This is a genomic window from Actinomadura opuntiae, assembly GCF_030283205.1.
Taxonomy (GTDB): domain Bacteria; phylum Actinomycetota; class Actinomycetes; order Streptosporangiales; family Streptosporangiaceae; genus Spirillospora.
In genome coordinates, this window is the sequence record NZ_JASNWF010000024.1 from 85,985 (window position 1) to 110,193 (window position 24,209).

Annotated in this window: 18 protein-coding genes; 4 read left to right on the top strand and 14 right to left on the bottom strand. The window is 73.0% G+C overall.

Annotation, left to right across the window (positions count from 1 at the left end):
* Positions 1 to 54: 54 nt before the first annotated feature.
* The 9 genes from QP089_RS39710 to QP089_RS39750 form a co-directional block, all read right to left on the bottom strand.
* On the bottom strand, positions 55 to 306 hold the full coding sequence (locus tag QP089_RS39710) for a DUF2630 family protein (RefSeq protein ID WP_285919200.1): 252 nt from the start codon (positions 304 to 306) through the stop codon (positions 55 to 57).
* A 244-nt stretch (positions 307 to 550) separates the two neighbouring features.
* Positions 551 to 1,489, bottom strand: coding sequence for a hypothetical protein (locus QP089_RS39715; protein WP_285919202.1), 939 nt, complete (start codon positions 1,487 to 1,489; stop codon positions 551 to 553).
* Positions 1,490 to 1,573: 84 nt separating this feature from the next.
* The gene (locus QP089_RS39720; protein ID WP_285919204.1) at positions 1,574 to 2,425 is read right to left on the bottom strand and encodes an aldehyde dehydrogenase family protein; all 852 of its coding nucleotides are present in this window, start codon (positions 2,423 to 2,425) and stop codon (positions 1,574 to 1,576) included.
* Positions 2,418 to 3,848, bottom strand: coding sequence for an aldehyde dehydrogenase family protein (locus QP089_RS39725; protein ID WP_285919206.1), 1,431 nt, complete (start codon positions 3,846 to 3,848; stop codon positions 2,418 to 2,420). Before QP089_RS39725 ends, QP089_RS39720 begins: the two co-directional genes overlap by 8 nt.
* 2 nt (positions 3,849 to 3,850) lie before the next feature.
* Positions 3,851 to 4,780 (bottom strand): deoxyribose-phosphate aldolase, encoded by a 930-nt coding sequence (deoC, locus tag QP089_RS39730; RefSeq protein WP_285919208.1) that lies wholly within the window; start codon positions 4,778 to 4,780, stop codon positions 3,851 to 3,853.
* Between the two features lie 52 nt (positions 4,781 to 4,832).
* On the bottom strand, positions 4,833 to 6,776 hold the full coding sequence (locus QP089_RS39735) for a WD40 repeat domain-containing serine/threonine protein kinase (protein WP_285919210.1): 1,944 nt from the start codon (positions 6,774 to 6,776) through the stop codon (positions 4,833 to 4,835).
* A 67-nt stretch (positions 6,777 to 6,843) separates the two neighbouring features.
* Positions 6,844 to 7,398 carry a chorismate mutase gene (locus QP089_RS39740; protein ID WP_285919211.1) on the bottom strand — a complete coding sequence of 185 codons (555 nt, stop codon included), beginning with the start codon at positions 7,396 to 7,398 and terminating at the stop codon, positions 6,844 to 6,846.
* A 10-nt stretch (positions 7,399 to 7,408) separates the two neighbouring features.
* Positions 7,409 to 8,536, bottom strand: a complete 1,128-nt coding sequence (locus tag QP089_RS39745; protein WP_285919213.1) for an FAD-dependent oxidoreductase — start codon at positions 8,534 to 8,536, stop codon at positions 7,409 to 7,411.
* A 187-nt stretch (positions 8,537 to 8,723) separates the two neighbouring features.
* A complete protein-coding gene (locus tag QP089_RS39750) occupies positions 8,724 to 10,442 on the bottom strand; it encodes an LLM class flavin-dependent oxidoreductase (RefSeq protein ID WP_285919215.1) in 1,719 nt (572 codons plus the stop codon).
* Positions 10,443 to 10,578: 136 nt separating this feature from the next.
* Here QP089_RS39750 and QP089_RS39755 point away from each other — a divergent pair, with 136 nt between their 5' ends.
* The 3 genes from QP089_RS39755 to QP089_RS39765 all read left to right on the top strand — a co-directional run bounded on the left by QP089_RS39755 (position 10,579) and on the right by QP089_RS39765 (position 15,350).
* Positions 10,579 to 11,115: a hypothetical protein gene (locus QP089_RS39755; RefSeq protein ID WP_285919216.1), complete on the top strand. Its 537-nt coding sequence runs from the start codon at positions 10,579 to 10,581 to the stop codon at positions 11,113 to 11,115.
* 101 nt (positions 11,116 to 11,216) lie between these two features.
* Complete coding sequence (locus tag QP089_RS39760) at positions 11,217 to 12,296, top strand: CaiB/BaiF CoA transferase family protein (RefSeq protein ID WP_285919218.1); 1,080 nt, start codon at positions 11,217 to 11,219, stop codon at positions 12,294 to 12,296.
* 42 nt (positions 12,297 to 12,338) lie between these two features.
* Positions 12,339 to 15,350, top strand: coding sequence for a helix-turn-helix transcriptional regulator (locus QP089_RS39765; protein ID WP_285919219.1), 3,012 nt, complete (start codon positions 12,339 to 12,341; stop codon positions 15,348 to 15,350).
* 217 nt (positions 15,351 to 15,567) lie between these two features.
* Here QP089_RS39765 and QP089_RS39770 read toward each other — a convergent pair whose 3' ends face one another.
* Positions 15,568 to 16,386, bottom strand: a complete 819-nt coding sequence (locus QP089_RS39770; RefSeq protein ID WP_285919221.1) for a class I SAM-dependent methyltransferase — start codon at positions 16,384 to 16,386, stop codon at positions 15,568 to 15,570.
* A gap of 267 nt (positions 16,387 to 16,653) precedes the next feature.
* A complete protein-coding gene (locus QP089_RS39775; RefSeq protein WP_285919223.1) occupies positions 16,654 to 18,636 on the bottom strand; it encodes an acyl-CoA dehydrogenase family protein in 1,983 nt (660 codons plus the stop codon).
* Between the two features lie 342 nt (positions 18,637 to 18,978).
* On the opposite strand from QP089_RS39775, the gene QP089_RS39780 reads away from it, so the two are divergent.
* Positions 18,979 to 19,743: an IclR family transcriptional regulator gene (locus QP089_RS39780; RefSeq protein ID WP_285919224.1), complete on the top strand. Its 765-nt coding sequence runs from the start codon at positions 18,979 to 18,981 to the stop codon at positions 19,741 to 19,743.
* A gap of 25 nt (positions 19,744 to 19,768) precedes the next feature.
* On the opposite strand, the gene QP089_RS39785 is transcribed toward QP089_RS39780, so the two are convergent.
* The 3 genes from QP089_RS39785 to QP089_RS39795 form a co-directional block, all read right to left on the bottom strand.
* Positions 19,769 to 20,563 carry an enoyl-CoA hydratase-related protein gene (locus QP089_RS39785; RefSeq protein ID WP_285919226.1) on the bottom strand — a complete coding sequence of 265 codons (795 nt, stop codon included), beginning with the start codon at positions 20,561 to 20,563 and terminating at the stop codon, positions 19,769 to 19,771.
* A gap of 262 nt (positions 20,564 to 20,825) precedes the next feature.
* Positions 20,826 to 21,959 (bottom strand): acetyl-CoA C-acetyltransferase, encoded by a 1,134-nt coding sequence (locus QP089_RS39790; protein ID WP_285919228.1) that lies wholly within the window; start codon positions 21,957 to 21,959, stop codon positions 20,826 to 20,828.
* Between the two features lie 150 nt (positions 21,960 to 22,109).
* Positions 22,110 to 24,149, bottom strand: a complete 2,040-nt coding sequence (locus QP089_RS39795) for an MFS transporter (protein ID WP_285919230.1) — start codon at positions 24,147 to 24,149, stop codon at positions 22,110 to 22,112.
* Between the last annotated feature and the right edge of the window lie 60 nt (positions 24,150 to 24,209).

The window sequence follows — 24,209 nt, forward strand, 5'->3', positions numbered from 1 at the left end:
ACCGGCCCCCGGGTCCCCGGGTCCGCCGCCCGGACGGCGGGTTCAGGGGCAGCGTCACTGCAGGTAGCCCTCGACCTCGTCCGGCGGGCGGACATGGCTGTCCGCGTCGCCGGGATCCGCGCCCGCGTCGATCCGGGCGCGGCGCCGGCGCAGCAGGTCCCAGCACTGGTCCAGCGCCACCTCCAGCTCCTCCAGCCGCCGGTGCTCCTCGTCGCGGTCCAGGTCGCCGCGCCGGTAGCGGTCGCGCAGCCGCTGCTCCTCGCCGACGTAGTCGTCGATGCGCGCCAGGATGTCCTTCTCGTCCAATGGGCCCTCCCGTGAGGCGGCCGTGGTGAGTCGCCGGCCGGCGGCGTGCGCGGCGTGCGCGGACGCGGCCGGCTCCGCCCGCGCCCGTGCCCCGGCAGGGCCCCGCCCGCGGGCGGGATGCGGCGCCGGGCGCCGGGCGGAGCGGCATCCCCTCCGGGGGCGGACCCCCAGACCCCCAGGGCTACCGCCCGAACCGTGTCCCCTCCGGGGGCGGACCCCCAGACCCCCGCACCCGTGAGGCCGGTCAGCGGTCGCGCTGCCCGGCGCTGGTCAGGCCGGTCAGGAAGCCGCCGTCGGTGCTGGTCGAGTGCTGCAGGCCGTTGGAGGTCTTCGGCTCGACCAGGGGACCGGCGGGCGGCGGTGCCGCGGCGGCCGACTCGGCGGTGCGGCGGGCCGTGGCGCCGCCCGCTCGCGGGCGGGTCGAGGCGGCCTTGCCCGTCCCCGAGGCGCTCGACTTGCGGGCGGTGCCGGACGAGCGGGACGCGGTGCTCTTGCGCGCCGTGCCGCTCCTGGTGCTCGCGGTCGTCCGGGACGAGGACGCGGTGGTCTTGCGCGCGGCGCTCGTCCGCGGCTTGGCCGCCGTCGTCTTCTTCGCGGTGGACGGCCGGGTCTTGGACGCCGTGGTCTTGCGCGCCGTCGACTTGGGCGAGCTCACCCGCGCCGACGCCGTGGACCGTGAGCGGCTCGCCGCCGCAGTGGTCTTGCGGGCCGTCCCGGACGCCGGGCTCTTTCGCGCGGTCGTGCCGGTCTTGCTCTTGGCGGCCGTGGAACGCGTGGCCTGCTGCTTCGCCATGTCCTTGGCCGCGGCGTTCATCGCCTTGGCCGCGTCGGTCATCGCCTTGGTGGCTGTGGTCATGGCCTTGGTCATCGCGGTCATGGCCTTGGCCGACGAGGACGCCTTGGTCGCCACCGACTTCATCTGCGTGGCGGCGGCCTTGGCCTGGTCGGCGGCCTTGGTGACGCGCGTCGACGCCGCCGTGGACGCCTTGCCCGACGCGGCGCCGGTCCGCTTCGCCGGGGACTTGGCCCCGGTCGAGCGGCTGGTCGTGGACCTCGACGGCGACTTGGCGGCCGAGGTGCTCTTGGAGGCCGTCTTCTTGGCGGCCGTGGACTTGGTCGTGGTGCTCTTCGTACGAGCGGCCGTACCTCGGCTCGTCGTACGCGATGCGGTCTTGGTAGGCACTGATCTACCCCCCGTGATGATCAGTTACGGGGAGATCTATTCCACCGTTCGTGACGCTCTACACACTCCGCGCCATTTCCACTTTCAGACACCGACGGTGTGCCACACCGTCTTGACCTCCAGAAACGCCGTCAGGCGCGCGGTTCCGGGGTCGTCGGCCCAGTCGCCGGGGGCGCGGAAGACGCGCTTGAGGTTCTCGGCCGCCTTCTCCTGGAGACCGGGCACGTCGGCGTCCGGGACGCCGGTGAGGTCAACGGCGTTGACGTCCATGTGGGACGCGAGCCACGGCGCGAGTTCCGCTCGGTGCCCCGTGAGGACGTTGACGACGCCGCCGGGAAGGTCGGACGTGGCGAGCACCTCGGCGAGGGTGACGGCGGCCAGCGGCGCGGGCTCGGACGCGACGACGACGGCGGTGTTGCCGGTGACGATCGCGGGCGCGACCACCGACACCAGGCCGAGCAGCGGCGAGTCGGGCGCGACGATGCCGACGACGCCGGTGGGCTCGGGCGTGGAGAAGTTGAAGAACGGCCCGGAGACGGGGTTGGCGGCGCCCGCGACGGCGGAGATCTTGTCGGCCCATCCGGCGTACCAGACCCACCGGTCGACCGCCGCGTCCACCTCGGCGGCGGCCTGCGCCTTGGACGCGCCGCCGTGCCGGACCTCGTCGACGAACTGGTCGCGGCGTCCCTCCAGCATCTCGGCAACGCGGTAGAGGATCTGGGCGCGGTTGTAGGCGGTGCGTCCCGACCAGCCGCCGAACGCCTTGCGGGCGGCGGAGACCGCGTCGCGGACGTCCTTGCGGGACGCCTGGGACGCGTTGGCGACGAACCGTCCCTTGCCGTCGGTCACGGGGTACGACCTGCCTGACTCCGAACGCGGGAACGCGCCGCCGATGTACAGCTTGTAGGTCTTGCGGACGGTGAGACGGTCAGACATCGAGATAGCCCTCCAGCCCGTGGCGTCCGCCTTCGCGGCCGAACCCCGATTCCTTGTAGCCGCCGAACGGGGAGGCCGGGTCGAACTTGTTGAAGGTGTTGGCCCACACGACCCCGGCGCGCAGCCGCTGCGCGGTCCACAGGATCTGCGAGCCCTTCTCCGTCCAGATCCCGGCGGAGAGCCCGTAGGGCGTGTTGTTGGCCTTGGTGACGGCCTCGTCGGGGGTGCGGAACGTCAGCACCGACAGGACGGGGCCGAAGATCTCCTCCTGCGCGATCCGGTGCGACTGCGCCACGCCGGTGAAGACGGTCGGCGCGAACCAGAACCCGCGGTCGGGCAGGTCGCAGGGCGGTGACCAGCGGGTCGCGCCCTCGTGCTCGCCGGCCGACGACAGCTCGCGGATCCGGTCGAGCTGCTCGGCGGAGTTGATCGCGCCGATGTCGGTGTTCTTGTCGAGCGGGTCGCCGACCCGCAGCGTCGCCATCCGCGCCTTGAGCCGGTCGAGGACTTCGTCGGCCACCGATTCCTGCACCAGCAGCCGCGACCCGGCGCAGCAGACGTGCCCCTGGTTGAAGAAGATCCCGTTGACGATGCCCTCGACGGCCTGGTCGAGCGCGGCGTCCGCGTAGACGATGTTGGCGGCCTTCCCGCCCAGCTCCAGCGTCAGCTTCTTGGACGTCCCGGCGAGCGTGCGGGCGATCTGGCGGCCGACGTCCGTGGAGCCGGTGAAGGCGACCTTGTCGATGCCGGGGTGGGCGACGAGCGCGCGGCCCGTCTCGCCCGCGCCGGTGATGATGTTGACGACGCCGGGTGGCAGGTCGGCCTGGCGGCAGATGTCGGCGAACAGCAGGGCCGTCAGCGGCGTCGTCTCCGCCGGCTTCAGCACGACGGTGTTGCCGCAGGCCAGCGCGGGCGCGATCTTCCAGGCGAGCATCAGCAGCGGGAAGTTCCACGGGATGACCTGGCCCGCGACGCCGACCGGGCGCGGGTCCGGGCCGAACCCGGCGTAGCCGAGCTTGTCGGCCCAGCCCGCGTAGTAGAAGAACCACGCCGCGACGAGCGGGACGTCGACGTCGCGCGACTCGCGGATCGGCTTGCCGTTGTCGATCGACTCCAGCACGGCCAGCTCGCGGGAACGTTCCTGGATGATCCGGGCGATCCGGTACAGGTACTTGGCGCGCTCGGCGCCGGGCATCGGCCCCCACACCGTGTCGTAGGCGGTGCGGGCCGCCTGCACGGCGCGGTCGACGTCCGCCTCGTCGGCGCAGGCGATGTCGGCCAGCACGCTCTCGTCGGCCGGGTTGATCGACTTGAACGGCTCGCCGTGCCCGTCGACGAACTCGCCGCCGACGAACAGCCCGTAGGACGGCCGGATGTCGACGACCGACCGGGACTCGGGCGCGGGCGCGTACTCGAACACCATGATCAGTCCAGGGTGAAGTAGTCGGGACCGGAGTACACCCCGGTGGACAGCTTGCGGCGCTGCATCAGCAGGTCGTTCAGCACCGACGACGCGCCGAGCCGGAACCATTGCGGGGACAGCCAGTCCGGGCCGGCGGTCTCGTTCACCAGCACCAGGTACTTGATCGCGTCCTTGGTGGTGCGGATCCCGCCCGCCGGCTTCACCCCGACCTGGCGTCCGGTCGCGGCCCGGTAGTCGCGGACGGCCTCCAGCATCACCAGCGTCACCGGCAGCGTCGCCGCCGGCGACACCTTGCCGGTGGAGGTCTTGATGAAGTCGGCGCCCGCCCGCATCGCCAGCCACGACGCGCGCCGCACGTTGTCGAGCGTCGCGAGCTCGCCCGTCTCCAGGATCACCTTCAGGTGCGCGCCGCCGCACGCCTGCTTGACCGCGGTGATCTCCTCGAACACCTTCAGCACGTCGCCGGACAGGAACGCGCCCCGGTCGATCACCATGTCGATCTCGGACGCGCCCGCCGCGACCGCCGCCCGCGTGTCGGCGAGCTTGGCCTCCAGCGGCGCCCGCCCCGACGGGAACGCCGTCGCCACCGACGCGACGCCGATCCCGGACCCGTCCAGCGCCGCGACGGCCGTCTCCACCATGTCGGGGTAGACGCACACCGCCGCGACCTTCGGCACCGTCGCGTCCGACGGGTCGGGCCGGACGGCCTTCGCGCACAGCGCCCGCACCTTCCCGGCGGTGTCGGCGCCCTCCAGGGTGGTCAGGTCCACCATCGCGATGGCCAGGTCGATGGCCTCGGCCTTGGCGGACGTCTTGATCGACCGCGTGGCGAGCCGGGCGGCGCGCTCCTGCGCGCCGACCTGGTCGACGCCCGGCAGCCCGTCCAGGAACGCGCGCAGCTCGGCGGCGCCGAGCAGAGTCTCCGTTGACACGCCCCCAGCATCGCCGAAGACCCGCACCGGCACAAACGGCCCATCCGCCGGGTCAGGCCGGTGCCCGCACGCCCAGGGCCGCCATGTCCCACAACCGCAGGGTGTGGTCGGTGCTCGCGCTGGCCAGGGTCCTGCCGTCGGGACTGAACGCCACCGAGACGACGCTGTCCGTATGCCCCGTGAGGGGCGCTCTGAGGAGTTTGCGGGCGGCCACGTCCCACAGCCGCACCATGGTGTCGTCGCCTCCGGTGGCCAGGATCTTGCCGTCGGGGCTGAAGGCCACTCCGCCGACCCCTCGGCCACCGCCGCCGAAGGGCTTGCCGATGGGCTTGCGGGTGGCCGCCTTCCACAACCGCATCTCGCCGTCGGCCGCGCTTCCGGTGGCGAGGATCTTGCCGTCGGGACTGAACGCCACCCCGGCGATACCGCTGGCCCGTTCCTTGAGGTTCCGCCAGCGGGCGCGCGCGGGGTCGGCCAGGTCCCACACGTACACGTTGTCGCCGGCCGCGGTCACCAGGGTCTTCCCGTCCGGGCTGAACGCCATCGCGCTGACGGTGTTCAGGTGCACGGCGGGATCACCGAAGGCTTTGCGGGTGTCCGCGTGCCGCAGCAGCACGTCACCGCCGCCCGAGGTGGCGAGGATCTTGCCGTCGGGGCTGAACGCGACCGCCCAGACGGCGTCGTACTGGCCGGTGAGAGGCTTGCCGACCGGCAGGCGGGTGGCGGCGTCCCACACGCGCGCCGTCTTGTCCTTGCTCCCGGTGACCAGGGTCTTCCCGTGCGGATCGAACGCCACCGCGAGCACCGCGTCCTTGTGTCCGGTGAGGGGCTGCCCGATGGGCGCGCGGGTCGCGGGGTCCCACAGCCGCACCGTGCGATCCTCGCTCGTGCTGGCGAGGGTCTTCCCGTCCGGGCTGAACGCCACCGCGGTGACCGGGCCCGTATGGCCGCTCAGCACCTTCCCCAGGGAAGGTGGGCCCGAGGCGGTAGGCGTGTTGCTCGCGTGGGGGCGCCCCGACCCCCCGTCGTGCGTGAGGGCGTAGCCGATGGGGACGGCCAGGGCGACGGCAGCGGCGCTCCCGCTGAGCAGGAACGCGCGGCGGGAGGGCTCCGCGAACGGCAGCGGCGGGACGGTATCGGCCGCTGGGGCCTGCATGGGCGGGGTTTCGGCGGGCGGGGTTCCGGCCAGCGCGTTGAGGGTGGTGGCGGCGGCTCGGGCGCTGGGGCGCCGCCGCGGATCGCGGCGCAGCAGGTCCCGCAGGACGGGCGCCAGAAGCCGCGCCCGCTGCATCGGCGCGGGTTCGCCCCGGGAGATGGCCAGGAGCAGCGCCGCCATGGTGCCGCCGGTGAAGGCGGGACGCCCTTCGACGGCGGTGTACAGGGTGACGCCCAGGGCCCAGACGTCGGAGGCGGCCGTGGCCTCGCGGTCGTCGACCTGCTCGGGGGCGAGGTAGGCGGGAGTGCCCAGCAGGGCGCCGGTGGCGGTCAGGGCGGTCTCCCCGGCGACGGCGGCGAGCCCGAAGTCGGAGACCACGACCCGGTCGCCCTCCAGCAGGATGTTGGCCGGCTTGATGTCGCGGTGCACGACCCCCGCCTCGTGCGCGGCCGCCAGCGCCTCGGCGATCCGCGCGCCGATCCGGGCGGCCTCCGCCTCGTCCAGCGGGCCGTCCTCGCGGATGGCGGCGTCCAGGGAGCGGCCCCGCACCAGCTCCATCACGATCCAGGGCAGGCCGTCCTCGTCGTGGAACTGGTCATGGACGGTGATGATGCCGGGGTGCTTGAGCATCCCGACCGACCGGGCCTCCCGCTCCATGCGCGCCACCATCTGCTCGCGCAGCCCCGGCTCCAGGTCCGGGGGCGGCTTGAGCCGCTTGAGCGCCACGTCGCGGCGCATCCGCTCATCGTGCGCGCGCCAGACGGCGCCCATCCCGCCCTCGCCCAGCATCTCCGCGAGCCGGTACCGGCCGATCACGACTTTTCCCGCGTCCCGTGTCACAGGGGCACATAACCATGTCGACACGGGGTCCAAAAGCCCGAGGGGGCATTGTCAGAAGATCGATCTGTCAGCAGATCGATGGAACCGCCCGGACCAGGCCGACGCGGTGCAGGACGTCGGGGTGCCGGGCGGCCTCGACCCGTCCGACCGCCTTCACCAGTTCCGTGCGGCAGGACGGGTCGTGCCGGACGCCCTGCGTGTCCTTGATGTCGGCCAGCAGCTCGTCGGTGATCCGGTCGAGCAGCGGCCGGACCTCCTTCTCCAGGTCGGGCCGGTGCGCCGGGACCTCGCCGGGGCGGACCGTCCAGCGCGCGAACAGGCCGCGCTGGACGAGCTTGCCCGCCTCGATCTGGTCGCGGAAGATCCTCTTGGCCGTCTCGGGGTCGATGCCCATCCGCACCGAGCGCTCGGCGACCGAGTCCAGGATCTGCTGCTCGCGCGCCTTGTCCTCGATGGGCTTGCCCGTCCCCCACTTGGCGGCGGCGACCATGTCCGCGACGTCGAGCCGCCGTGCCGCCAGGTCGACCAGCGGCGCCAGCCCCTCCGCCGCGTGCGCCGGAACGGCGAGCCCGCCGAGAACCGCGATGACCGCGCCGATGGCGGCGCCCCTGAACGTCCTCACGCGCCCCACGTTAGGGGAGGCGGTTGCTCGTGGCGCGCAGGATCGCGACGATGGCGGCCGTCGCCGACGCGCCGGGGGCGGCGGCCATGAGGCGCAGGACGGGCTCGGACTGCACCAGGCTGAGCGGCTCCTTGACGAAGCGGCCGTTGGTGGCGAGCGCCGCGGCGAGCCGGGCCTGCCGGAGGCGGAGCGGGCCGTAGCGCTTCAGCTGGTCTTCCCCCTGGCCGAGCAGGCGCAGCAGGGTGGAGACGTCTTCTAGCGCCTGGTTCGTTCCCTGCGCGAAGAACGGGGGCATGACGTGCATGGCGTCGCCGACCAGCAGGCACCGTCCCCGGCCCCAGCGGCGCGGGATCGCGTGCCGGTGGTTCGGGAAGACCTCCACGTCGTCGTCGGTCAGTTCGGCCAGGAGGTCGTGGGCGGGCCAGGCCCAGCCGCCGAAGCGCCGCCGGAGGAACTCCAGCGGGCGACCGGCCGGGCCGTCCGGCGGCCACGGGACGTCGAAGAAGAACCACACGCGCCCGTCGCCCGCCGGTCCGAACCCCGCGTCGCCCTCGCGTCCGAGGAGCATCAGCGAGCGCCCGTCGAGATCGATCTTCGACGGGACGAGCCCCTGCACGGTCGCCACTCCGGTCGGCTTCGGGACGTTGGCGCCGAACGCCGCCGCGCGCACACGGGACCACGCGCCGTCCGCGCCGATCAGGAGGTCGGCGCCATGGACGGTCCCCGACTCGGTCTCGACGCGCACGGCCCGGCCGCGCTGGACGTACCGCGCGAACCGCTCCCCGAACCGCACCGTCCCCTCCGGCAGCCCTTCGTAGAGCCGGACGAGCAGCTCCATCCTCGCCACGCACAGGGGAGGCGCGCCCAGCCGGGCCTCCAGCTCGCGCGCCGGAATGGTCAGGATCGGCCTGCCCCGCGCGCTCAGCAGCCCGACCGCGGACGGGTGCGCGCCGAGCCCGGCCAGGTCGACGCCGAGGTCGCGCAGCACGGTCACGCCGTTCGGCCACAGCGTGATCGCCCCGCCCTCGGTGCGCAGCCGCTCCGCGCGCTCCAGCACCGTCACCCGATGCCCGGCCGCCTGGAGCCCCAGCGCCGCCGCGAGCCCGCCGATCCCGGCGCCCACGATGAGAATGCGCATCCCCGCCCCTAACAACGACAGGCTGTAGTACTACTACTTGTAGAGCATACGCCCGCCGCCCACAACACCCCGGGCGAAAGTTCCGAGATTCATCCGAACCCTCCCCGAACCCGGACGGCACATCCCGCATCACACGTACTGGTGGCCGTGGTGATCGGGGGACCACGGCCACCCCTGAACTCCGGGCTCAGTACGGGGAAGGGCCGCCGAACATCTCGCTGAGGCGCGGCGCCAGTTCGTAGTTCCCCTCGATCCGCAGCCGGCCGTCCATGAGCATCGACGCCGGATTGGCGTCCCCGGCGAGGATGCGCAGGAAGTCGGCCGTTCGCAGGACGAGCGCGACGTCCGGCCTGGTGGACGCGTGCGCGCGGGCGCGGGCCCGTCCGTCCGCGATCCGGATCGTCCAGGCCGTCGCGGTCCCGCGCCCGGGCGTCAGGCGGAACTCGATCTCGCCCTCGAACCCGGCCGCCGCTGACGGATCGAAAGCGCGGGCCATCCCCGCGAAGAACACCCGCTGCGCGCCCGGCCCGAACCGCCGCTCGATCTGCTCGTCGGTCCGGCCGTGCACCAGCTTGTAGAAGCCCTGCGCGGCCCGCCGCCGGGCCGTCGCGCGGATCTCCTCCCGCGCCGGGCGGCGGGGCCGGGACGAGCGCTGCGCCCGGGCCACCTCCGCGTCCTCGTCGATCCGGTAACCGGACGGCAGTTCCCGGGCCGGCTTCCGCCGCGCCAGGGCCGCTTCGATCGCGGGCGCGAGACGTTCCGCCTTGGCCGCCTCCCGCTCCTCCCGCCCCTCGACGAAATGCGGCAGCACCGACGCGCCGAACAGCTCCAGGCTCTCGCAGATGTGCTCGTGCTCGTTCCGGCCGGACTGGAGCACGAACGAGATCTGGTCGACGCCCGCCGCCTCGTACCGCCGGATCAGTTCGATGACCTGCTCGGGAGTACCGACCGCACCGCGCAGCGAACCGACGTTCACGTTCAGCGGCCCGGCACCGGCGATGATCTGCTCCCGGTCCAGCCCCCGGGACGCCCGGCGCTCCTGGAACTCCGCCCACACATCGGTGCGGCCCGGATCGTGCGGCGTCGTCCCGTAGTAATGGGCCAGCGCGAACGCGAAGAAGTGCGCCCCGTCGATACCGCGCTCGATCGCGGTGGCCTCGTCCTCGTGCAGCATCATGGGAAGCACCACGGTCACGTTCGGGTTCACCGCGAACCCCGCCGGGACGCATTCCTCCGAGGTCAGGATGCGGTAGTACTCGTCCACCCACTTCTGCGCGTCCTCGGGCTCGACGAACGAGAACGACAGCGCCCCGATCCCGTTCCGGGCCGCGAACTGGATCGTCTCCCGCCGCGAGCACGCCACCCACAGCGGCGGATGCGGCTTCTGCACCGGCTTCGGGACGACGTTGCGCGGCGGCATCCGCAGGTACGGCGACCGCCACCCGGCGAACGGCTCCTCGACGAACATCCGGGTGATCGCGTCGATCGCGTCCTGCCACTGCGCCCGCTTGTCCGTCCGCCGCACCCCGAACCCGCCCAGCTCGGCGCTGGAGCTCGACTCGCCCGTCCCGAACTCCACCCGGCCGTTCGACACCAGGTCGAGCGCCGCGATCCGCTCGGCGATCCGCGCGGGATGGTTGACGGCGGGCGGCAGCTGGACGATCCCGTGCCCGAGCCGCACCCGCCGCGTCCGCTGCGACGCCGCCGCCAGGAACACCTCCGGCGCGGGCGAATGGCTGTACTCCTCCAGGAAGTGGTGCTCGACCTCCCAGATGACGTCGAACCCCACCCGGTCGGCGATCTCCACCTGGTCCAGCGCGTCCTGATAGAGCCGCAGCTCCCGCCCGTCCTCCCACGGCCGGGGCAACTGGTGCTCATAGAAGAGCGAGAAACGGATCTCCCCCACCTCCACTCGCGTGACCAGCGAAAACAGGCGCGCAACCCGGCCCTGCCCGGCCAGCATCACCCGAATTGGACGCCCCGTCAACGGACGCGCCCGCCCGCGGCCCCCATCCCGCCGGCCCGGCGGCTACCATGCCGCCGTGCCCGCCTTCCGCACGCGCGAGCCCGTCCTGCTGGATCCCCAGGGCCCGGTGATCACGATGATCGCCTGCGTCGTGGGCGGGATCCTGATGCTCGGCGCGGGCGCCGCCGCCGTGTTCTGCGCGGTCCTTGCCGCCACGGGCATCGGCGGAACTCGCGGCGGCTGGACATGGGCGGCCGCCGGGCTGGCCCTGTTCTCGGCGTTCGTCGCCTCCGTCGGGCTTTCCACCGTCGTCTCCGCCCGCGCGGAACGGCGCGCCACGATCCGGCTCGCCGCCCACGGCGTCGAGGCGACCGCGCTCGTCCTGGCGGTCTCCTCCGCCCCGCCGACCAACGACCACCACTTCCAGGTCCGGCTCCTGATGCGGATCAGCGGGCCGGGATTCGCCTCGTTCGAGTCGAGCAACGAGCTCCCGCGCTACCGGGTCGGGAGCGTCGCACAGGGCACGGTGCTGCCGGCCCGGGTCGACCCGTCCACCCTCGTGTTCACGCTGGAACGGCCACCCGCCCCGGACGCGGCCGGCACCGGCTCCTAGGCGACGAAGAAGCAAGCGCTCGCTTGACTGGGTGGATGGGGGGCGGCGACCATGGCGGGACGTCCGTCCCGGTCAGGGGCGGGCCGAGGTGGAGGAGGGGCATGGCGCCGCTGGACGGACTCCGGGTGCTGGACCTGACGATGTGGCGGCCCGGGCCGTACACCACGCAGCTGCTCGCCCAGCTCGGCGCCGACGTCATCAAGGTGGAACCGCCGGGCGGCGAGCCCATGCGGATGTTCCAGGGGCACTTCGACCTGCTCAACCGGCGCAAGCGGAGCATCGCGCTGGACCTGAAGTCCGAGGCCGGGCGGGAGCGGTGCCTGGAGCTCGCGGCGGACGCCGAGGTGTTCGTGGAGGGGTTCCGTCCCGGCGTCGCCGACCGGCTCGGGGTGGGCGACGCCGCCGTGCGCGCGCTCAATCCGCGGCTGGTGTACTGCTCCATCTCCGGTTACGGGGCCGACGGGCCGCTCGCGCAGGTGCCCGGGCACGACGTCAACTACCGCGCGTACGCGGCGACGCTGCCGCCGGACGCGGTGTCCCCGAGCCTGGACGAGCTGCCCGTCGCCGACATGGCCGCCGCGACGATGGCCGCGTTCGCGATCACCGCGGCGTGCCTGAAGGCCCGCGCCACCGGCGTCGGCGACCGGATCGACCTGGGCATGGCGGACGTGCTGGCGCACTGGACGAGCACCGTCCCCGAGGCGACCCGGCCGCGGGAGCCCGCGAAGGCTGCGCCGCGACCCGCTGACCCGGCGCCCCACGTCACCGGGCCGGTGCCCGGGTACGGGGTGTACGCCACCAAGGACGGGTCGAAGATCACACTCGGGGTCGTGTCGGAGGAGCGGCTCTGGGCGGCGACCTGCCGCGCGCTCGGCCTGGACGAGGCGGCGGGCGTGCCGTTCGCCGAGCGGCTCGGCCGGGTCGCCGAGCTGGACGCCGAGGTGGCGGCGGCGATCGGCCGGCTGACCAGGGACGAGGCCATGGAGCGGCTGTCGGCCGCCGGGGCGCCGGTGGCGCCGCTGCTGACCGGCGCCGAGATGCTGGAGCTCGACCACTTCCGGGCGCGCGGCGTGCTGGACGCCGGCCCGGTGCGCACGACCGTCCATCCGCCGCTGCCCGGAGGCCCGGTCGCCGGCCTCGACGAGCAACACGGACAGGGCTGGCACAGTCTCACCGATTGATATTCAGGTGGGAATGTCGGATCCGTTTGGCATTCTTGTGACGTGAGCGCGCGTGCGATGAGTCCCGTCCTGGTCGGCAGGTCGGCCGAGCTGGGCGTGCTGGAGGACGCGCTGGCCGCGGCCCCCGGCGCGGTCCTGGTCGGCGGCGAGGCGGGCCTCGGCAAGACCCGGCTGATCCGCGAGTTCGCGGCGTCGGTCGGCGGCGCCGGGCGGGCCCGCGTGCTGGTCGGCGGCTGCCTGGAGCTCGGCTCCGACGGCCTGCCGTTCGCGCCGTTCACCACCGTGCTGCGCGGGCTGGTCCGCGACATCGGCATCGACGGGATCGCGGCGCTCGTCCCGCGCGGCGACACCGGCGGCCTCGCCCGGCTGCTGCCCGAGTTCGGCGAGCCGGAGAGCGACGCCGCGTCCGGCGAGGAGCGCGCCCGGCTGTTCGAGGTGGTCCTCACCCTGCTGGAGCGGCTCGCCGAGCGCGAGCCGGTCGTCCTGGTCATCGAGGACGCGCACTGGGCGGACCGCTCCACCCGCGACCTGCTGTCGTTCCTGGTGCGCAACCAGAGCGCCGCGCCGGTCCTGATCGTGGTGACGTACCGGTCGGACGAGCTGCACCGCACCCATCCGCTGCGCCCGCTGCTCGGCGGGCTGGAGCGGGTCGACCGGGTCACCCGGCTGGAGATCGCCCGGCTGGCCCGCTCGGAGGTCGCAGCGCTGGTCACCGCGGTGCTGGGGCAGGCGCCGCCGCCCGGCCTGGTCGACCGGATCGACGCGCGCAGCGAGGGCAACCCGCTGTTCGTCGAGGCGCTGCTCGACGACGACGGCACGCTGGCGTGCGAGCTGCCCGAGTCGCTGCGCGACCTGCTGCTGGCGGGCGTCCAGCGGCTGCCCGAGGAGACCCAGGACGTGCTGCGGGACGCCAGCGGCGGCGGCACCCGCATCGAGCACGCCCTGCTGGCCGCCGTGTCGGGGCTGGACGACGCCGCGCTGACCCGGGTGCTGCGGCCGGCCGTCGCGGCGAACGTCCTGGTCGTGGACGGCGACGGCTACGCGTTCCGGCACGCGCTGATCCGCGAGGCCGTCCACGACGACCTGCTGCCCGGCGAGTACACGCGCCTGCACACCCGTTACGCCGAGGCCCTGGAGAACGACCCGGGGCTGGTGCCGTCCGGGCGGCTCTGGGTGGAGCTCAGCCACCACTGGAAGGCCGCCAACGACGCCACGTGGGCGCTCGTCGCGTCGTGGCGGGCGGCGGCCGACGCGCGCAAGGCGCTCGCCTACGCCGAGTGCCTGACGATGCTGTCGCGGGTGCTCCACCTGTGGGACCGGGTGCCCGACGCGGCCGAGCGCATCGGCGCCGACCACATCAAGGTGATGGAGGACGCCGCGACCGCCGCCGACCTGGCCGGCGAGTACGACCGGGGCATCAAGTTCGTCACCGCCGCGCTGAAGGAGATCGAGGACGCCGGCGAGGACGCGAGGGGCACCGAGCGCTGGGCCGCGCTGCTGGAGCTGCGCGGCCACATGCGCTACGAGATGGCCCGGCCCGGCTTCGTCGACGACCTGCGCGCCGCGGTGAAGGCGCTGCCCGCCGATCCCCCGACGGTCCTGCGGGCGCGCGCGCTGGCGGCCCTGGCGACCTACGTGCGCTTCACCACCGACATCCCCGAGGCGCGCGCCGCGGCGGCCGAGTCGCTGGCCATCGCGCGCAAGCTCGCCGATCCCGTCGCCGAGGCGCAGGCGCTCATCACGCTGTTCTGCGCCGACATCGACTACTCCGACTACACCGGGAGCGTCTCGGGCAGCACGCTCGCCGAGGTGGAACAGACCGCGGCGGCCAGCGGCAACCACCGGGTGCTGCTGCGGTACTACGTCATCAAGTCGCACTTCCTGGAGGGGGCGGGCCGGCACGAGGAGGCCGCAGCCGTCGCCGCGCAGGGCAAGGAGCTGGCACGCGAGTACGGCGTGGAGCGCACCCAGGGCACGTTCCTGTGCATCAACCAGGCCGAGCCGCTCGTCTCCCTCGGACGCTGGGACGAGGCCATGGCGGTGATGAACCACGCCATGGAGCAGGAGCCGTCGGTGACGATCCGGACCTCGCTGCTGGTCCTGTCGGGCGGTATCGCGCTCGCACGCGGCGACATGGCGACCGTCCGCGAGCGGCTCGACGGCGCCCGCGACATCATGCGGCTCAAGATGAAGTGGCTGAAGACGCAGGACTACTTCGCCACCCTCTGGCTGGAGGCGCGGGTGGCGCTGGCCCAGGGCCGCCCGCAGGACGTGCTGCCGGCCGTCGAGGGCGTGATCGAGGAGGCGGGCCTGCCGGACGACGCCCGCTACGCCCTGCCGGTGCTGATCGCGGGCGCCACGGCCTGCGGCGAGTTGGGCCCGTCCGCCGCGCCGATGCTGCGCCGGATCGAGGAGCGCGCCGCCGGCCTGACGATCAGCGGCCCGCTGCAGCGCGCCCACAAGCTCGAATTCGACGCCGAGGCGGCCCGCGCCCGGGGCGTCCTCGACCGGGCGGCCTGGGACGAGGTCGCCGCCGCGTGGGAGGCGCTCGGCAACCCGTTCGCCCGCGCGCAGTCCCTCGTCCACGCCGCCGAGGCGGCGCTGGCCGACGGCGACCACGACGCCGCCTCGGAGCGGTTGCGGATCGCGGCCGGCATAGCCGTTGACCTCGGCGCCGCGCCGCTCGCGGAACGGGTCGCCGACCTGCAGCGGCGCACGCGGGCGCCGCGCCGCACCGGCGCGGAGCCGTCCGCCCCGCTCGGCCTGACCCCGCGCGAGTACGAGGTGCTGCGCCTCGTCGCCGAGGGGCGCAGCAACCGCGACATCGCCGAGGCGCTGTTCATCTCGGTGAAGACGGCCAGCGTGCACGTGTCGAACATCCTGAGCAAGCTCGAGGTCGCCAACCGCGGCGAGGCCGCCGCGACCGCGCACCGGCTGGCGCTGTTCGCCGGCTCCGCCGGGCGCTCCACGGCGAACGGGTCGGGCTCTGGCAGGCAGGATTCGAGCAGGCAGGGTTCGGTGGCGGGAGCCCCCCTCCCGGACTCCCGCCACTGAACCGTCGGACCACACGGGAACTGACGTGGCCGGCCTTCGCGGTCGCGCGCCGCGGAAGCTCAGGGTGCTCCTCCCCCGGAGAGGCGGCCCCGCGACCGTTCCGGCCACTGCCCAGTGTGCTCCGCCCATTGCGCCGTGTAACGGGCGACATACCGAAAACGGCGGGCACGAGTTCACATGGTGATGATCTCGTGCCCGCCGTGCCCGCCGCGGACCGCTAGCGCGGGACGCGGGCCACGCAGAAGACGGTCTGCCCGAACGGCGGCCGGACCGCGCGCTCGATGGCGCGGGTCACCGGCACGACCGTCCGGTCGTAGATCTTGACCAGCCGCGGGTCGGGGTAGCCGGCGCCGCCGCGGCGCACCGCGAACCACCAGGCGATCCCGCCCAGGAAGTTGATCGGCTTGAGCACCTCCGGGAGGAGCCCGGCCTCGCGCACCGAGGCCTCCAGCGTCGCCGGGGTGTACCGGGTGACGTGCCCGACCTTGCGGTCGAAGTCGCCGTACAGCTGCATGTAGCCGGGCACCCAGATCACGATCCGGCCGCCGGGCAGGGTGACGGAGGCGAGGTCGCGCAGCGCCTGGACGTCGTCCTTGATGTGCTCCAGGACGTTCATCATCACGACCGTGTCGACCTTCTGCCGGATCTGGATCTCGGCCGGAAGTTCGAGGTCGATGACCTCGACGTCGTCGTTGCCGTCGTAGCGCTTGCGCAGCTCGCCGACGCAGTAGGGGTCGTTGTCGCTGACGACGAGGTAGTCGAGCCGTCCGGCGAACTGCTCGGAGAAGTGCCCGAGCCCCGAGCCGATCTCCAGCAGGGAGCGCCCGACGTGGGGCGCGACGGTCTCGTACTCGTACTTGCGGTAGTTGCGGGCCTCGTCACCGCCCAGATGGTTCTCCAGGGCCCCCTCGCCGGCGGCGGGCTGGATGACCTCTCCGTCTCCCGCCGTGGGTGTCGTGGGGGCGGGCTTCGGACCGCTGCCGATGAGATTGAGGAGGGTTCCTGCGATGGACTTCTTCTGACCAGGTTGCTGCATACTTCCCGCTCGCTGGGTGCGTTGGCGTTCGGCTTGTTTTCGCCGGATCGACGGACCGGATCCCTCGGGATGGTCTGATCTCTGGCGCAAGGTCGGGTCAGTCTACCCATCCGTACGCGAACGCATTGCCCGGCGTTCAGGATTCGGTGCGCTGGGTCGACGACCAGTGGGCCCCGGCACAACCGATCGCGCTGACCGGTGACCGGGCCAGGTCACCGTAGCGCACGGCAGTCCCCCGGTCACGCACCGCAGGTCAGAACGGCGATGTCAGCCGATCGTGCGGTGCACGCCGGGCCGGTCGCTCGGGCCTGGTTCGGCGGGCGCGATCCAGGGGCCGGGAATGGAGGGGTCCAATACGCCTTCCTCCACCCAGGCGAAATCACCGGCGAGGACGGCGCGCGCGAGTTTCACGTCCATCTCGTCGGTGTTGCGCCACAGCCCGTCGAACAGTTCCTCGACGCGGACCCGCGCCTGGCGGCAGAACGCGTCGGCCAGCAGCACGGCGGAGGCGCCGGGAACATCGGTCTCGCTCACACCGTCCGCAATGGATCCGGTGAGCGGGCCGAGGCCGGAGGAGTCGGCGTTGGCGCGGACGCAGACGGCGCTCATCGCGTACAGCTCGGCGCCGATGTCGACCATCCGGCCGAGGAATCCCTGCTTGTACTCCAGCTTGCCCTGCCAGCGGCCCGCCGCGTAGAAGATGGACCGGGCCAGCTTCCGCGAGGCGCGCTCCACGTACCGCAGGTGCTTGGCGAGCACGCCGAACTCGCCGTAGGCGTTCGGCCGCTGCCCCGCGCCCGTCACCAGCGTCGGCAGCCAGCGCGCGTAGAAGCCGCCCGCCTTCGCCGCCGCGCGCGCCTTCGTCCCGGCGGAGGCGTCGGGGTCGATGATGTCGCCCGCGACGGACAGGTGCGCGTCCACCGCCTCCCGTGCGATCAGCAGATGCATGATCTCGGTGGAGCCCTCGAAGATCCGGTTGATCCGCAGGTCGCGCAGCAGCTGCTCGGCGGGCACGCCGCGCTCGCCGCGCGCGGCCAGCGACTCGGCCGTCTCGAAGCCGCGCCCGCCGCGCAGCTGGACCAGCTCGTCGGCGATCCGGCAGGCCATCTCCGACGACCACAGCTTGGCGAGCGCCGCCTCGATCCGGATGTCGTTGCGCTCGTCGTCGGCGAGCTGGCCCGACAGGTCGAGCATGGCCTCCAGCGCGTACGCGGTGGCCGCGATGAACGCGACCTTGCGGGCCACGGCCTCGTGCTCGCCGACCGGCCGCCCCCACTGCACCCGCTCCTTCGACCACTCGCGGGCGATCTTGGCGGCCCACTTGCCGCTCGCCGCGCAGATCGCGGGCAGCGAGAGCCGGCCGGTGTTCAGCGTGGTCAGCGCGATCTTCAGGCCCGCGCCCTCCGCGCCGATCAGGTTGGCCTTGGGGACGCGCACGTCGTGGAAGCGCGTCACGCCGTTCTCGATGCCGCGCAGGCCCATGAACGCGTTGCGGTTCTCGACGGTGATGCCGGGCGTGGCCATGTCCACGATGAACGCGGAGATGCCGCCCCGGTGCCCGTCCGGCCGGGGTCCGTCGGGCTTCGGGACGCGCGCCATGACGACGACGAGGTCGGCGACGACGCCGTTGGTCGTCCACAGCTTGACCCCGTTGAGGACGTAGTCGTCGCCGTCCGGGACGGCGGTGGCGCGCAGCCGGGCCGGGTCGGAGCCGACGTCGGGCTCGGTGAGCAGGAACGCGCTGATCTGCCGGGCGCAGCGCGGCAGCCAGATATCCTTCTGCTCCTGCGTCCCGAACATCTTCACCGGCTGCGGGACGCCGATGGACTGGTGCGCCGACAGCAGCGCGCCGAGCGCCGGGCTGACCGATCCGACGACCATCAGCGCGCGGCCGTAATAGAGCTGGCTGAGCCCGAGCCCGCCATAACGCTCGGGAATCTTCATGCCGAGCGCGCCCATCTCCCGCAGCCCTTGGATCACCTCGTCCGGAATGCGGGACTCGCGCTCGATCAGCGCGGCGTCGACCCGGGTGGCGCAGAACTCGGTGAGCCGCTCGAGGAATTGCTCGCCGCGGCGGCGCGCGTCGTCGTCCGGGCGGGGATGCGGGTGCACGAGATCGAGCCGGAAATCGCCGAGGAACAGCTGCTTTCCGAAGCTCGGAAGGCGCCATTCGGTCTCCCGTGCCTCCTCGGCGACCCGCCGGGCGGTCCGCTCGTCGACGGGGGTCTGGCTGCGACTCGGCTGGCTCATGCCCGGCTCCTCGGAAAGCGGCTTCCGCTGTTCCCGCCCTCACGGGCGGCGCCCTGGGCTCCGGGGGCGGGCCCCGGAGGTTGCACCCACCCGAAGTTACTCCCCGGTCGGCGCGCCGCCCACTCCCCCGCGCTCCAGGCGTGTCGCGTGCGATTTGCGGGACTGCGGGGGAGAAAGACGCCGACAACCGGAAAGGCACCCCCGAACAGGGACCGTTCCATCAGATCGCCATTAGCGGGGGACTTCGGAAAGCCCCTGCGAACACGCCCGCGAAGTGATCCAATGGGCCGAGTATCGGTAAAGGCCTTGACCTGGCCGGGCCGGAGGGGTTCGCTGTGCGTGATGGATGAGACACGCAGACCCACGCTCATCGCCTCGGTGCAGCGCGCCCTGCATCTCATGGAGGCGGTGGCCTCGCATCCGAGCGGCGCGCCCGCCAAGCAGCTGGCACGCGAGTCCGGGCTGCCCCTCGCCACGACGTACCACCTGCTCCGCACCCTCGCCCACGAGGGCTACGCCATGCGGCTCCCGGACGGCGTCTGGGTGCTCGGCGACCGCGTCCAGTCGCTGCACGGCCGCAGCCGGACCCAGCAGCTGCTCGCGCACGTCCGCCCGACCCTCGCCGCGCTCCGCGACGAGCTGGGGGTCGCCTGCTACTTCGGCATGCACGTGGACGACGAGATCCGGTTGATCGACATCGCCGACGGCCCGCGCGCGCCCCGCGTCGACGTGTGGGTCGGCTTCGACGAGTCCGCGCACGCCACGGCGCTCGGCAAGTGCATGCTGAGCCAGCTCGACGAGGAGCGGCGCCGCGACTACCTGGCCCGGCACCCGCTGGTCGACCTGACGCCGCACACCATCACCGAGCCCGCGCGGCTGCTCCGCGCGCTCCGCTCGCCGGACGGGCTCTCGCTGGACCGCGAGGAGTACGCCCTCGGCACCGGCTGCGCCGCCGTGCCGGTCACCGACGCCACCGGCGGCGCCGTCGGCGCGCTCGCCATCTCCTGCCGCCCCGGCAAGCTCCCCAAGATCGAGAAGTCCGCCGACCGGATGCGCGCCCGCGCCGCCGAGCTCCAGCGGACCCTCGCCCTGACCGCCGTCTCCTGATACCGGCGCCGCCGGGCGCGTGCCCTCAGCGGCCCTGGAAGTCCGGCGGGCGGTTCTCGAGGAACGCGGTGATGCCCTCCTTGGCGTCCTCGGTGGCGGCCAGCCCGACCAGCTCGGACAGCAGGTGCTCCACCTGGTCCTCCAGCGGGCGCCCCTCGATCGCGAAGAACGCGTCGCGGCCCCGGCGCAGCCCGAGCGGGCTCTTGGACGCGATGGTGCGGGCCAGTTCGTCCACCCGCGCGTCCAGCCCGGCGCGCGGGACGACCTCGGTGACCAGCCCGATGTCGCGGCCTTCGGCGGCGGTGACGCGCTGCCCGGTGTAGTACAGCCTGAAGGCGTGCTTCGGCGCGACGTTCCGGTTGATGATCGCCATGATCATCATCGGCCACAGGCCCACGTTGACCTCGGGGGTGCCGAGCTTGACGTCGTCGGCCGCCACGACCAGGTCGCAGGCGGCGGCGAGGCCGAGGCCGCCGGCGACCGCGTGCCCGGCGAGCCGCGCGATGATCGGCTTGCCGAGCTTCGGGAACGCGGTGAACAGCCGGAACGGCGCGCTCTCGCGGATCGCGCCGGCGTCGGCGACGGACCGTCCGTCCGCCTGGGCCTGCTCGAGCCCGCCGAGGTCGGCGCCCGCGCAGAACGCCCGGTCACCGGCGCCGGTCAGCACGATCACGCGCACCCCGTCGTCGGCCTTGGCCCGCTCGAAGGCGTCGAGCAGCTCGTCGATCATCCGGTCGCTGAGCGCGTTGCGGGCGTCGGGCCGGTTCAGCGTGATCCGCGCGACCCGCTCCGCGGCCTCGTAAAGGATCGTCTCGTACATGCTCCACTCCCCGCGGCCCACCGGCACGACCCGACCGTCGTCCCGCCCGCCGCTAACACTCGCGGCCCACCCCCGAACGGGGATGGGCCACGAGGACCACCTTGCCAAGATGCCCAGCCGTCACGCGAGCGTGTTATCTGACCGGTGGGGGCGAAGCCGGAGGCGAGCCCCCACCGGGAAGCTCGCGAAGCGAGGTCGCGCTCGCCCAAGACCGGTCAGAGGGCGAGCCGCTAGGCGAGCCCTCTGGGCCGGGATTGAAAAACTACAGACGCTCGATGATGGTGGCGTTGGCCTGGCCGCCGCCCTCGCACATCGTCTGGAGGCCGTAGCGGCCGCCGGTGCGCTCCAGCTCGTGCAGCAGCTTGGTCATCAGGATGCCGCCGGTCGCGCCCAGGGGGTGGCCGGTGGCGATGGCGCCGCCGTTGGGGTTGGTCTTCTCCAGCGAGGCGCCGGTGTCGTGCGCCCACGCCATCGGGACCGGGGCGAACGCCTCGTTGACCTCGAAGACGTCGATGTCGTCGATCTTGAGGCCGGCCCTGGACAGCGCCTTCTCGGTCGCCGGGATCGGGCCGGTCAGCATGTAGACGGGGTCCGAGCCGGTGATGGCGAGGGTGTGGATGCGGGCGCGGGGGGTGAGGTTGTACCGCTTGACGGCCTCCTCGGAGGCCAGCAGCAGCGCCGACGCGCCGATGGAGATCTGCGAGGACACCGCGGCGGTGATGACGCCGCCCTCGCGCAGGGTCTTCAGGCCCGCCATCTTCTCCAGGGTGGTGTCGGGGCGGGCGCCCTCGTCCTTGGCCAGCCCGGCCAGCGGGGCGATCTCGCGGTCGAAGTAGCCGGCCTCGATGGCCTTGGCGGCGCGCTTGTGGCTCTCGAGCGCGAACTTCTCCAGGTCCTCGCGGGTGAAGCCCCACTTCTCGGCCATCAGCTCGGCGCCGCGGAACTGGGAGATCTCCTGCTGGCCGTAGCGCTCGCCCCAGCCCTCGCCGTAGGGGAAGTCGAGGCCCTGGACGATGGTGGCGCCCATCGGCACCTTGGCCATGTGCTCGACGCCGGAGGCGACGACCAGGTCCTGCGTGCCGGACAGCACGCCCTGCGCGGCGAAGTGGATCGCCTGCTGGGAGGAGCCGCACTGGCGGTCGATGGTGACGCCGGGCACGCTCTCGGGCAGCCCGGCCGACAGCCAGGCGGTGCGCGCGATGTCCAGCGCCTGGGGGCCGGCCTGCATGACGCAGCCCATGATCACGTCCTCGACCGCGGAGGGGTCGACGCCCGTGCGGTTGACGAGTTCCTTGAGCACGTGCGCCCCGAGGTCGGCGGGGTGCACGTCCTTGAGGGCGCCCTTCTTGGTACCGACGGGGGTACGGACCGCGCCGACGATGTACGCCTCGGCCACTACGCCTCCAAATTCTGGGGTTCCGTCCCGAAACCGAGTGAGATTCGGTCAGTCAGTATGAGATTACATCTCTCATAGCGCAACGCCATGTGAGCTGAGTCTCGGCCCCGGCCGCCCGCGCGGGCCCGGCACGGGCGCAGCGCGGGCGCGTCAGGAGGCGGGCGTGGCGCCCCGGCCGGGCTTGAGCACCTCGCCGTCGGCGTCGTCGCCGAGGGAGACGCGGGCGAGGCGGGTCAGGACGTCCGACAGCTCGGGGTGGTCCTCGGGCGACCATCCCTCGACGTGCTTCGCCAGGCCCTCGCGGCGGGCGGCGAACAGCCGCTCGGCGGTGGCCTCGCCGGACGGGGTGACCGTCAGGACGCCGTCGGACCGCTGGACGTACCCGGCCTCCACGAGGCGGTCGACGTAGGGGCGGCCGTGCTCGACGGGCACGCCGGCGCGGTCGGCCAGGTCGGCGCCGGAGACCGTCCCGTCCTTGGCGATCCGGCACAGCGCCCAGATGCTGCCCGCGGGCATGTCGACGCCGCAGAGGCGGGCGAGCCGGTTGTAGGCCTCCGCGGCCTTCGCGTCCCGCCGCATGAGCTCGCTGAGCGCGCGCTCGATCTCGTACCGGGACGACCGGACGGTCGGCGCCGCGCCGAAGCCCTCGCCGTAGTCGCGCGTCTGGGACGTGGCGCGCAGCGGGACCTCCCGCAGGAACCACGTGAGGACGAACGCGACCGCCGCGAACGGGACGGCCCACAGGAACACCGTGTCGATCGACTGCGCGTAGGCGTGCAGGACGCTCTGCTTGACCGAGCCCGGGAACCTGTCCAGCAGCTTGGGGTTGCCCTGGACGGCGGACGGGTCGAAGCCGGGCGGCAGCATCCGGCCCTTCGCGAGGTCCGAGACGTGGGACGCGAGCTCGTTGCTGAAGATCGAGCCGAACACCGCGACGCCGAACGAGCCGCCGATCTGCCGGAAGAAGGTCACGCCCGACGTGGCGGAGCCGAGGTCGGAGTAGGAGACGGCGTTCTGCACCGCGATGACGAGCACCTGCATCACCAGGCCGAGGCCGAAGCCGAGCAGCGCGAACCGCAGGCTCATCGACAGCGTGGAGGAGTGCTCGTCCAGCCGCGACAGCAGGTACAGCGCGATCGCGATGAGCGGCGTGCCGACCACCGGGTACAGCTTGTAGCGGCCGGTCCGGCTGATCAGCTGGCCGGACCCGATCGAGGCGACCAGCATCCCGATCATCATCGGCAGCAGGTGGACGCCCGACAGCGTCGGCGAGACGCCGTGCACCACCTGGAGGAAGATCGGCAGGAAGGTCAGCGCGCCGAACATCGCGAACCCGACCACGAAGCTGATCGCCGAGGACAGCGCGAACACCGAGTGGCGCAGCAGGTGCGGCGGCATGATCGGCTCGGCGGCGCGCCGCTCGACCAGCAGCCAGACCGCGATCAGCACCACCGAGACCGCGGCGAGCACGATGATCGGCGCGGACAGCCAGTCGTAGCGGGTGCCGCCCCAGGTCGTCATCAGCACCAGGCCGACCGACCAGCCGACGATCAGCAGCGTGCCGAGGTAGTCGATGCGGTGCCGCTCGCGCTCCCCCGAGGCGTGCAGCACGGCGGCGATGACCAGCAGCGCCACGATGCCGATCGGGACGTTGATGTAGAACACCCAGCGCCAGGACAGGTTGTCGACGAACCAGCCGCCGAGCAGCGGCCCGCACACGCTCGCCACGCCGAAGACGGCGCCGAACAGGCCCTGGAACCGGCCGCGGTCGCGGGGCGGGACGACGTCGCCGACGATCGCGACGACGAGCACCATCAGCCCGCCGCCGCCGAGGCCCTGCAGCGCGCGGAAGAAGATCAGCCCGGTCATGTCCTGCGCGATGCCGCACAGCGCCGACCCGATCAGGAAGATGACGATCGAACCCTGGAACAGCCGCTTGCGGCCGTACTGGTCGCCGAGCTTGCCCCACAGCGGCGTCGAGGCGGTGGAGGCGAGCAGGTAGGCGGTGACGACCCAGGACAGGTGGTTCAGGCCGCCGAGGTCGCTGACGATGGTCGGCAGGGCGGTGGAGACGATCGTCTGGTCCAGCGCCGCGAGCAGCATGGCCAGCATCAGCGCGCCGAGGATGACGTACAGGTCCCGGCCCTTGGGCATGGTCTCCTCGCCGCGCGCCACCGTGTCAGCGGTCATTCCGCCGCCCCCCTCACCTGCCGTGACGAGGGAGGCCTACCCACGGAGATCACCCCAAAT

Excerpts from the sequence above, each read along its gene's own strand:
- QP089_RS39720 (WP_285919204.1), bottom strand. The coding sequence starts at position 2,425 with ATGTCTGACCGTCTCACCGTCCGCAAGACCTACAAGCTGTACATCGGC.
- QP089_RS39725 (WP_285919206.1), bottom strand. The coding sequence starts at position 3,848 with ATGGTGTTCGAGTACGCGCCCGCGCCCGAGTCCCGGTCGGTCGTCGAC.
- QP089_RS39745 (WP_285919213.1), bottom strand. The coding sequence starts at position 8,536 with ATGCGCATTCTCATCGTGGGCGCCGGGATCGGCGGGCTCGCGGCGGCG.
- QP089_RS39760 (WP_285919218.1), top strand. The coding sequence starts at position 11,217 with ATGGCGCCGCTGGACGGACTCCGGGTGCTGGACCTGACGATGTGGCGG.
- QP089_RS39770 (WP_285919221.1), bottom strand. The coding sequence starts at position 16,386 with ATGCAGCAACCTGGTCAGAAGAAGTCCATCGCAGGAACCCTCCTCAAT.
- QP089_RS39775 (WP_285919223.1), bottom strand. The coding sequence starts at position 18,636 with ATGAGCCAGCCGAGTCGCAGCCAGACCCCCGTCGACGAGCGGACCGCC.
- QP089_RS39780 (WP_285919224.1), top strand. The coding sequence starts at position 18,979 with ATGGATGAGACACGCAGACCCACGCTCATCGCCTCGGTGCAGCGCGCC.
- QP089_RS39785 (WP_285919226.1), bottom strand. The coding sequence starts at position 20,563 with ATGTACGAGACGATCCTTTACGAGGCCGCGGAGCGGGTCGCGCGGATC.
- QP089_RS39795 (WP_285919230.1), bottom strand. The coding sequence starts at position 24,149 with ATGACCGCTGACACGGTGGCGCGCGGCGAGGAGACCATGCCCAAGGGC.